This window comes from Acinetobacter sp. YH01019 (assembly GCF_013420285.1).
GTDB classification, from domain to species: domain Bacteria; phylum Pseudomonadota; class Gammaproteobacteria; order Pseudomonadales; family Moraxellaceae; genus Acinetobacter; species Acinetobacter gandensis.
The window spans coordinates 1-9118 of sequence record NZ_VOYM01000095.1 but is presented as its reverse complement, the minus strand read 5'-3'; the positions used below and the strand labels follow the sequence as shown (position 1 = coordinate 9118).

Here is a 9118-nt window from a genome sequence, read left to right as displayed (position 1 = left end):
TTTTCTTCATTAAAGTACGTGTATGACGTCGTCCTATATGATGCCCTTGACGATTCAACAAATCACGCATCATACGACTGCCTGCAAAAGGATATTGCATATGTAATTCATCAATACATCGCATCAGTTTCAGATCTGATGAGCTAACAGGTATTGGGCGATAATAATAACAACCACGAGAGACTTTCAGTAACTTAGCCTGTTTAGATACTGAAATCTGAAGTGAGTGATCGATTAACTTTTGTGGTTGAAGCGGCCCAGTTTCTTCAACACACCTTCTAAAAAATCAATTTCTAATGCCTGCTCACCGATTTTTGCATGTAACTTTTTAAGATCAATGGGGGGTTCTGATGGAGCTTTTGATTGATCGAAAGCTTGCGAGGAAGCTGAGATCAATTGATTTTTCCAGTCAATAATTTGGTTTTGATGAACATCAAACTCAGAACTCAATTCAGCAAGTGTTTTTTCTGCTTTGATCGCAGCAAGTGCTACCTTAGCTTTAAAGTCGTTTGAATGATTTCTTCTTGGTCTACGTGCCATAAAATACTCCATATATTGATGTTTATAACATCATTTGAGGAGCAGAATATCACTTATAGGAGTTGTTCAAATTTCCGGATCCATCTCTCTTCAAACGGTTAAGCATTTAGGCAGAACCCTATGGAAAAAATGGTCGGGCTATCACCGTCGCAGTTTGGTGGAAACCAAGATGCATTGCATCAAATTATTAGGAGATAAGCTGACGGCAAGACATTTTCAAAGTCAGGTCAATGAAGTTCATGCGCGTGTGGCAGTTCTGAATAGATTTACGGAATTAGGTAGACCTCACACCCAAGTTGTCACTTAAATTTGAATGGATTGGGGAAAACTCAGCTTTTGAATGTTTATGCAACAAAGCCGGTTTTAGTTATAAACTTATTCATTCAGGAATTATATTGCTGAATGAATAAGTCTAATTGATTTATTTATGCAACCCAACTATTCATTTGATTCATTTGATTCATTTGATTCATTTGATTCATTTGATTCATTTGATTCATTTGATTCATTATTTTTAACTTGTTTTTGTTTAGAATTTTCAACTTTAGAAGCTTTTAAATTCTTTTCAAGAAATAACAAGCCGCCATCTGCATAACTAAAACTTGCGATACTAAAGAATGCACTAATTAACAGTAATTTAGTACAAAATTTATTTTTGAATAGCATGTTTATTTACTCTCATTTAATACTTGTTAGATATTCTAACTTTAAAGAATTAACACCCAGAGGACTCATAAATTACATTCTTGTAATTTTAAAATGTCTCAGGATGGTGTTTAAAGTGCGTGTGATAAATAGAAGTGTAATACAGGAAAATGGTAAGGTTTATCAGCCTAGTCATCTGTCCATTATGTAGAAAGAGCAGCACTTTAATGTTTATGCTGTTCCAATGTATTACATTCCTTACTTTCTATTTGTAACGTAATTTCAGTAATACTATGATTATGTTTTAGAACGTCTAAGGCCTTTTGATAGAGCTGATCTGGATCGCTATTAGGAGCAACCAAATGAGCAGTTAAATGAATGTTTTTTGAAGATATAGCCCAGACTTTCAACTGATGAATCCCTTCAACACCCTCTAGCATCAATAAATCATTTCTTAACGACTCAATATCAATCTCATCAGGAACCCCTTCAAGCAAAATATGGATACTTTGTTTTAATAAAACCCAAGTTCGAGGTAAGACCCAGAAGCCAATTAACACAGCGATTAAGGTATCTACCCACATCCACTGGGTAAAATAAATGACCACTCCTCCGATAATCACGCCTATCGATCCCAGTGCATCACTAAGAACTTCTAAATATGCGCCTTTCACATTTAGACTTCCTTCAGCACTCGCAGAAAGGATTTTCATTGAAATCAAATTTATGACCAAACCAATGACTGCGACAATCATCATTCCAATACTTTGAATTTCAGCAGGATTCGTAAAACGTTGGTAAGCTTCATAGACAATATATATCGCCACCACAAAAAGCATCACTGCATTAAACAGAGCCGCTAAAATTTCGAATCGCTGATAGCCAAAAGTTCTTTTATCATCTGCGGCTTTTTTACCAATTTTGATAGCAGCAAGAGCAATAGCTAATGCGGCTACATCAGTAAACATGTGAGCGGCATCAGACAGTAATGCTAAACTTTGGGTAATAAAAGCAGCGACAACTTCTACTATTAAAAAAGTAGTCGTTAAACCCAAAGCAAACATTAATTTCTTACTATTTCCTTCAGTAACAACCGCATGGCTATGATCATGATGTTCTGACATAAAATTTTCCTTATTCAATCCATGATTAGCAGAGATACTTGAGACAGGCTCAATATCTCTGCTAAAAATTGCTTAATCTAATGGATTAAGAAGCTTTCTTTTCATTCATCCAGCGGTACAGTACGGGCAATAAAACCAATGTAAGCAGGGTAGAGGAGATAATTCCTCCAATAACCACTGTTGCTAAAGGTCTCTGTACTTCTGCCCCAGTTCCGGTTGCCAAAGCCATCGGGACAAACCCAAGGGACGCCACACAAGCTGTCATCAGCACAGGTCTAAGACGCAAAATTGCACCCTGCCACGTTGCATAATAAAGGTCATATTGTTGTCGCAACTCTTTGATAAAGGTAAGCATGACTAAGCCATTCAGTACAGCCACCCCCGATAGTGCAATGAAGCCAACCCCTGCTGACATGGATAATGGAATGTCACGCAACCACAACGCGATTAAGCCTCCACATAAGGCAAACGGTACACCACTAAAGACCAGTAAGCTTTCTTTGATATTATGGAATACAGCCATCAATAAAATAAAGATCGTCAACAATGCGAGCGGAACCACCAATTGCATACGCGCTTTTGCAGACATCAGATTTTGAAATTGACCGCCATAATCTATCCAATAACCGCTTGGTAATTCCTGTTTGGATAACGTGCTCTGAAGCTCTGTTACGAATGAGCCTAAATCACGTCCTTCTACATTTGCAGTAATAACCACTCGACGTTTACCATTTTCACGGCTGACCTGATTAATACCCAGGATATTTTCAACGCGTGCCACATCTTGCAGTTGGACTAAACCACCATTCGGCAATTGAATAGGAAGTACCGCTAACTGTTCAGGACTACGCTGGGATTCATCTAGACGGATGACAAAATCAAAACGCTTGTCTCCCTGTAAAATTGTTCCAACATTCTGGCCACCGACACTTGTAGCTACCAGATCCTGAATTGCTCTTACCGACAAGCCATATTGTGCAGCTCTGGACTTATCCACCTCTACATTCAACAAGGGTAAGCCACTGGTCTGTTCTACATTAACGGCTGTCGCGCCTGAAATTGAGTTAATTTTTTGAGAAATTTTATTCGCTTCGCGATTTAGAATCTCCATGTCATCACCAAATAATTTGACACCCACATCACTTCGCACCCCTGAAATTAACTCGTTAAAGCGTAGTTCAATGGGTTGCGAGAACTCACTGTTATTTCCCGGCAATGTCGCTAAGAAAGTAATCATTCTTTGGCGAAGCTCATCAATCGTTTGTTTTGGATCAGGCCATTCATCATGAGGTTTTAACAGTACCACGCCATCTGAAATGTTGGGTGGCATAACATCTGTGGCCACTTCTGCTGTACCGGTACGGGCAAAGATCGCTTTAATTTCAGGAAATTCTTTCAACAGTAACTTCTCAGTATTTTCCTGCATTCTCAGTGACTGTTCTAACCCTGTACTTGGGGAACGCATTTGCTGAACAGCAAAATCACCTTCACCCAGTTGAGGTGCAAACTCGCTACCTGTTTGAGTGGCTAGCACGCCCGTAAGCACTAAAATACAGGCAGCCACAATAGTCACAAATAAACGAAGCTCATAGGCTTTATCTAAAAGCAGTTCATATTTGGTTTTAAGCCAATGCATCCAGCGACTTTCGGTTTCCTTGACTTCTCCAGTGACAAATAGGGCAACTGCGGCTGGCACAAAAGTGACAGATAAAATCATGGCCCCAATTAAAGCCAGTACAACAGTCATTGCCATAGGATGGAAAAGTTTGGCTTCTACACCCGTCAGGGTAAAGATAGGTAGATAAACCACCAAAATAATTAACTGTCCAAAGATGAGAGGACGACGCGCCTGTTTTGCAGCCAAGAAGACTTCTTTAAATCTTTCAGAACGGCTAAGTAAACCACCTTTCAGCTTCTGAGCTTCTGCTAGCCGACGGATACAGTTTTCTACAATAACCACTGCACCATCAATAATAATACCGAAGTCCAGTGCCCCTAAACTCATCAGATTTGCACTAATCTTCTGCTCTGCCATTCCCGTCAAGGTAAACAGCATTGACAGTGGAATAACGCAAGCCGTGATCAGCGCAGCACGGAAATTACCTAGAAAGAGAAATAAAATAACAATGACGAGGATTGCACCCTCAATCAAATTTTTCTGAACGGTTTTGATCGCCCGATCAACCAAATGCGTACGGTCATACACAGTCTCAATCACCACACCTTTAGGTAGCGATTGCTGGATCGATTGCACCTTTTCATCAATGGCTTGAGCAACGGTACGGCTATTTTCTCCCATCATCATCATGGCAATACCCAATACAGTTTCTTCACCATTATAGGTTGCAGCCCCTGTTCTTAAGTCATGACCAATTGAGACATTGGCGACATCTGCCACCCGAATCGGATAGCCGTTTTTATTGGCAATACTGATGTTCTGGATATCTTCAATCGTGTTTAAAGTGCCGGGAACACGAACCGTTAGCTGTTGTCCATTTTTCTCAATATAGCCAGCACCACGGTTTTCATTATTCTCTGTTAAGGCAGTTTGTAAATCAGACAAAGGAATTTGCAATTGTTGCAATCGGTTCAGATCAGGGGCAACCACATAGGTTTTATTAAAGCCACCGATACTGTTGATCTCAGCAACGCCTTTTACGCGCTGTAATTGCGGTCTTACAATCCAATCCTGAATTTCACGTAAATCCATCGCCGAATAAGCGGTTCCATCCGGCTTTTTAGCATTTGGTTCGGCTTTAATCACCCATTGATAGATTTCACCTAAACCTGTCGAAATAGGCGACATGTTAGGTTGCACATCTTCAGGCATTTCTCCCATTGCTTCTTGCAAGCGCTGGTTGATAAGCTGTCTGGCCCAGTAAATATCCGTGCCATCTTCAAAAATGATGGTCACTTGCGATAAGCCGTAGCGTGAAATCGAACGGGTTTGTTCCATTTTCGGCATGCCTGACATGGCATTCTCAATTGGATAGGTAATCCGCTGTTCCATTTCCAAAGCCGTAAAGCCATTGGCTGAAGTGTTAATCTGCACCTGAGTATTGGTAATATCCGGTACAGCATCAATCGGTAACTTTTGATAACTATAAATACCAATAGCAATCCAGGCTGCAATAAACAGCATAATCCAAATGGCGTTATGAATAGAAAACTGGATCAGCCGATCAAACAGCCCTTCAGGTTTTACCGATTCGTGGTCTGGAATGTGAGGGCTTTTAGTGCTCATGTGAAGCCTCTCCTTTTTCCATCTCAGATTTCAGTAAGAAACTGCCTTGAGCGGCATATTTTTGTCCCTGATTAAGCCCATTTACCACTTCAATCCACTGGCTATCCCCAGACGATTGACCTAATTTCACCGGTTGCGGAGTGAATTCAACTTTTTGTCCATGCTGAGTGGCGACAAAAACCACATCTTTTCCATCGACATTCTGAACTGCGGACTTAAGTACCCGTAATGCGGTACTTTCACTCCGTTGTTGCAACTGTACGTTCACCATCAAGTTTGGACGTAATTCGGTTGCATTCGATTCAACTTTTGCTCGCACCTGAAGACGACCTGTTTGAATATCCGCTTCAGTATTTAAAGTCTGAATAACAGCTTGATAAACCTTTTCTGTTTGCAAGGATTTAAATTCGATCTTTTGATTCGGGGCTAAGCCCATAATTTCAGAATTTGGAACAATAAACTCAAGCCAGAGTTGATCTAACCGGTCTATCGTAAAGAGTTGATCGGCTAACTGAACATTTTCCCCGAGAACCAAATCCTTTTTACTGATCACGCCAGAAATGGGAGCTTTCAAAATATAGCGTCCGTTACTGGCATTCACTGCACCAAATGCACTTAAACGTGATTGGGCCGCTTGAACCTGAATTTGTGCCCGTTTATAGCTGTTATAAGCACGTTGATAGTCCTGTTTTGCTGAAATGCCCTGTGACCAAAGCTGACGCTCACGATCATAGTCTTGTTTCGCCAGTTCAAGGTTGGTTTGTTCAATTTTAAGATTGGCCTGCTGATCAACTAGATCAGGAACAAGCAACGCAGCCAAAGGCTGTCCTTTCTGAACTTTTTGACCGAGTTCTACATAGACATTTTCTACATGACCACTAAAACTCGGTGAGACGTGCGCTTGCTGGTCAGTATTCACATTCAGTTTGGCAGGATAAGAACTTAATTTAACCACCGGGCCTTGATCGACCGCTGATAATTGTATGCCCTGTTCCACCAGTTGCTTGGCAGTCAGGCTCACACCTTCTGCATGCTCTTCGGTTTCACCGCCATGTTCTTCTCCGCTTTCTTCCTCTGCATGTTCATCTGATGTTTCCGATTTATTCTTACCAGTTAAGATCAAAAAAATACTGAGGAGTACGGTAGCGCCGATAACCAAACTAATCAGTAGAGGTTGAGAGATTTTTCCGCTCTGTTTTTTTAAGCTGTTTTTAAGATCGAACATGTTAATTTCCCCCACCAATGACAGGCATGGCCTGTATGTCTTGCCATAAGTTTTGATTGATTTGTGCAATAGCATCTTTCGACATGACTTCACTTGGGCTAATGCCTAAGCTCAAACTTTCTGCTTCAATGGCCTTTTGCCAGCCATCCCGTAACAACTGGACTTTACGCAGACGGATGTCTTGTAATTGAAGCGTGGCTTGCTGAACATCGGTTAAAGCAAACTTGCCTGCCAAGAAACCTTGTAGCGTCTTACTTTGAACTTGAGTCGCCAAAGGAATTTGAGTCTCGTCAACGACTTTGAATTGCAGCTCTAAACCCTGCAACTCGGTTAAAATTGTGCCTATTTGCAGCGCATTTTGCTTCAGATAAAACTCTTTCTGACGCTCTAATAAGTTCATTTTTTCTTGCGCGATTTTTATGCCATTTTGCTGACGATCGAAAATATTAAGCGGTACACTGACTCCGACTACTAATTGATTTTGTGTGGAGTTTTCCAAGGATTGGGTGCGGTTGACACCTAGGTTTAAAGTGGGGTTAGGACGTGCCTTTGCCCTTAGTTGATCAACCGTTGCTTGAGACTCTAATACCAGTAAAGCTCGATATTTCTCAACGTAGTTTTCCGCTAAATATTCTTGAACCTGTTCATGAGTCGATTTTGGCCAGAGCTTTTGTGAAGAGAGGTTTACCTGCAATGACTTATCAGACGTACCCCATAAATTTGATAATTGTTGGGTGGCCACTTGTACCTGTAAGTCTGCCTGTCTAAAAAGACGGATATTTTCAGCATGGCTTAAACGTGCGCGATTTACATCTACTTGGGCAATACTGCCTGCATTAAAGCGCTTTTCGATTGCTTGAAGGTTTTCTTGGCTCACCCGAAGTTGTTCATTGACAATGTTTCTTTCAAGTTCAGCAATGGCCAGTTGTGACCATACATATTTCACCGCAAGCTCAATTTGCGCTTGATAAATCTTCTGTTTCAGCGCTGTTTTATCTGTAGAGAGACTGGCTAATTTTTGGTTTGCTCTTCGCTCACCAAAAATATCCAAGGGTTGTGATATGCCAATGGTAAGCTCTTTTTCATTATTTGAACCAAATCCCGTTTGTTCAACTGACAGTTCAGGATTTTTAAACAGCTTACTTTGCTGAAGATTCGTGGCATTAATGCTGTTTTGCGTTTCCCAGAAATTTTGGGACGCTTGATATTGGTTAACCTGCTCAATAGCTTGCTGCAGCGTTAAATCTTGAGTACTGGCGACTACGGAAGTACTGAAGCTGATCATTGCAGATAGCAAGATACCGCTACCTAAGGCTGACCAGGATAAATTCAGGATGGAGGTATCCTGATGTAATTTGTTTTTTGACATGAAAATGCCCCACGCATAATGAAATTAGGAGTGGTGGGCTTTTATAAGACTACCCCACCAATAGTAGGGGCAAATCGGGAGGCGGGGTTAATTGATTCAGATAAGGGGATTTATAAAAAGTTCTTCCCAAATAAGTTGGGGTAATGCCGGTCTCAAAATCAGCTTTAAGCTTCAGATCATCGGGTGGGTCAATCTGAATCACGATTGTATTTGAGAAATGACTGCACTTTTCGTTAAAACAAACCTTCTGACAATAGTCATAGATTTCTTTATAGTTTTCTAGGGAATAAAGTGCTTGACGAGGACTATCACTCTTTTCGTCTAAATCGATTGGATTAGAGAGTATTGAATTGGGTATGTTTGGCATTTCATGCAGACACGCGGCCTCTGCCACACTCCAAATATTCTGGAATGTGAATAAGAGTACCAATATCTGGATTAGAAATGTTTTTCTCTTCATACACAAATCTGTATTTAAAACACCAATAAAGAAGCTGTCCAGATCTATCAAAGATCTGATCACAGAATTTGAGTAACCTTAAACTTTTTGCAGCCTTAAGTAAAGATATACAGAGTTTTTGAAAAAAGCATAGGTCTAGATAATCAAGCTAGATTTTTTAAAACTCCACATTGGTCAATTGTACATAAACCATCACAAGTACCTCTTAAATCAGATAGTTGTTCAATAAGCTTTTGTTGCTTGATTATATTTTCTCTGATAGCACTGACATGTAAGTCAATTAATTCATTCACCCCTGAACAATTTTTCTCAGGTTTGTCTTTATAGGTAAGTAATTGACGAATTTCATTCAAACTCATATTTAAAGTTCGGCAATTCAAAATAAATAGGACTTACGCATTGACGGATTCAAAAAAGTATTAAAATACTTTATAAAGTATCTGTGATCAGACGAATTAAACATGCTTCTACAGCAACTTGTACATTACCCATTTATATGGGCTTTCTCATG

General features: G+C 40.2%; 6 protein-coding genes and 3 pseudogenes. 1 reads left to right on the top strand and 8 read right to left on the bottom strand.

Annotation, left to right across the window (positions count from 1 at the left end; translation table 11 throughout):
* Positions 1 to 552: pseudogene (locus FTT84_RS15525) on the bottom strand (IS3 family transposase); the annotation flags it as partial.
* 76 nt (positions 553 to 628) lie between these two features.
* Here FTT84_RS15525 and FTT84_RS15520 point away from each other — a divergent pair.
* Positions 629 to 847, top strand: a pseudogene (locus tag FTT84_RS15520) (IS5/IS1182 family transposase); the annotation flags it as partial.
* A 131-nt stretch (positions 848 to 978) separates the two neighbouring features.
* Here FTT84_RS15520 and FTT84_RS15515 read toward each other — a convergent pair.
* The 7 genes and pseudogenes from FTT84_RS15515 to FTT84_RS15485 form a co-directional block, all read right to left on the bottom strand.
* Positions 979 to 1206, bottom strand: coding sequence for a hypothetical protein (locus tag FTT84_RS15515; protein WP_180081777.1), 228 nt, complete (start codon positions 1204 to 1206; stop codon positions 979 to 981).
* A gap of 203 nt (positions 1207 to 1409) precedes the next feature.
* Positions 1410 to 2309, bottom strand: a complete 900-nt coding sequence (locus tag FTT84_RS15510) for a cation diffusion facilitator family transporter (RefSeq protein WP_104442418.1) — start codon at positions 2307 to 2309, stop codon at positions 1410 to 1412.
* Between the two features lie 85 nt (positions 2310 to 2394).
* Complete coding sequence (locus tag FTT84_RS15505) at positions 2395 to 5553, bottom strand: efflux RND transporter permease subunit (protein WP_180081775.1); 3159 nt, start codon at positions 5551 to 5553, stop codon at positions 2395 to 2397.
* Positions 5543 to 6778 carry an efflux RND transporter periplasmic adaptor subunit gene (locus FTT84_RS15500; protein WP_180081773.1) on the bottom strand — a complete coding sequence of 412 codons (1236 nt, stop codon included), beginning with the start codon at positions 6776 to 6778 and terminating at the stop codon, positions 5543 to 5545. Before FTT84_RS15500 ends, FTT84_RS15505 begins: the two co-directional genes overlap by 11 nt.
* 1 nt (position 6779) lies before the next feature.
* The gene (locus FTT84_RS15495) at positions 6780 to 8147 is read right to left on the bottom strand and encodes a TolC family protein (protein WP_180081771.1); all 1368 of its coding nucleotides are present in this window, start codon (positions 8145 to 8147) and stop codon (positions 6780 to 6782) included.
* 49 nt (positions 8148 to 8196) lie between these two features.
* Positions 8197 to 8607: a hypothetical protein gene (locus FTT84_RS15490; RefSeq protein ID WP_180081769.1), complete on the bottom strand. Its 411-nt coding sequence runs from the start codon at positions 8605 to 8607 to the stop codon at positions 8197 to 8199.
* Positions 8608 to 8750: 143 nt separating this feature from the next.
* Positions 8751 to 8999: pseudogene (locus FTT84_RS15485) on the bottom strand (MerR family DNA-binding protein); the annotation flags it as partial.
* Between the last annotated feature and the right edge of the window lie 119 nt (positions 9000 to 9118).

Bases quoted from the DNA above. Each gene is read 5' to 3' on its own strand.
- FTT84_RS15515 (WP_180081777.1), bottom strand. From the start codon at position 1,206: ATGCTATTCAAAAATAAATTTTGTACTAAATTACTGTTAATTAGTGCA.
- FTT84_RS15510 (WP_104442418.1), bottom strand. From the start codon at position 2,309: ATGTCAGAACATCATGATCATAGCCATGCGGTTGTTACTGAAGGAAAT.
- FTT84_RS15505 (WP_180081775.1), bottom strand. From the start codon at position 5,553: ATGAGCACTAAAAGCCCTCACATTCCAGACCACGAATCGGTAAAACCT.
- FTT84_RS15500 (WP_180081773.1), bottom strand. From the start codon at position 6,778: ATGTTCGATCTTAAAAACAGCTTAAAAAAACAGAGCGGAAAAATCTCT.
- FTT84_RS15495 (WP_180081771.1), bottom strand. From the start codon at position 8,147: ATGTCAAAAAACAAATTACATCAGGATACCTCCATCCTGAATTTATCC.
- FTT84_RS15490 (WP_180081769.1), bottom strand. From the start codon at position 8,607: ATGAAGAGAAAAACATTTCTAATCCAGATATTGGTACTCTTATTCACA.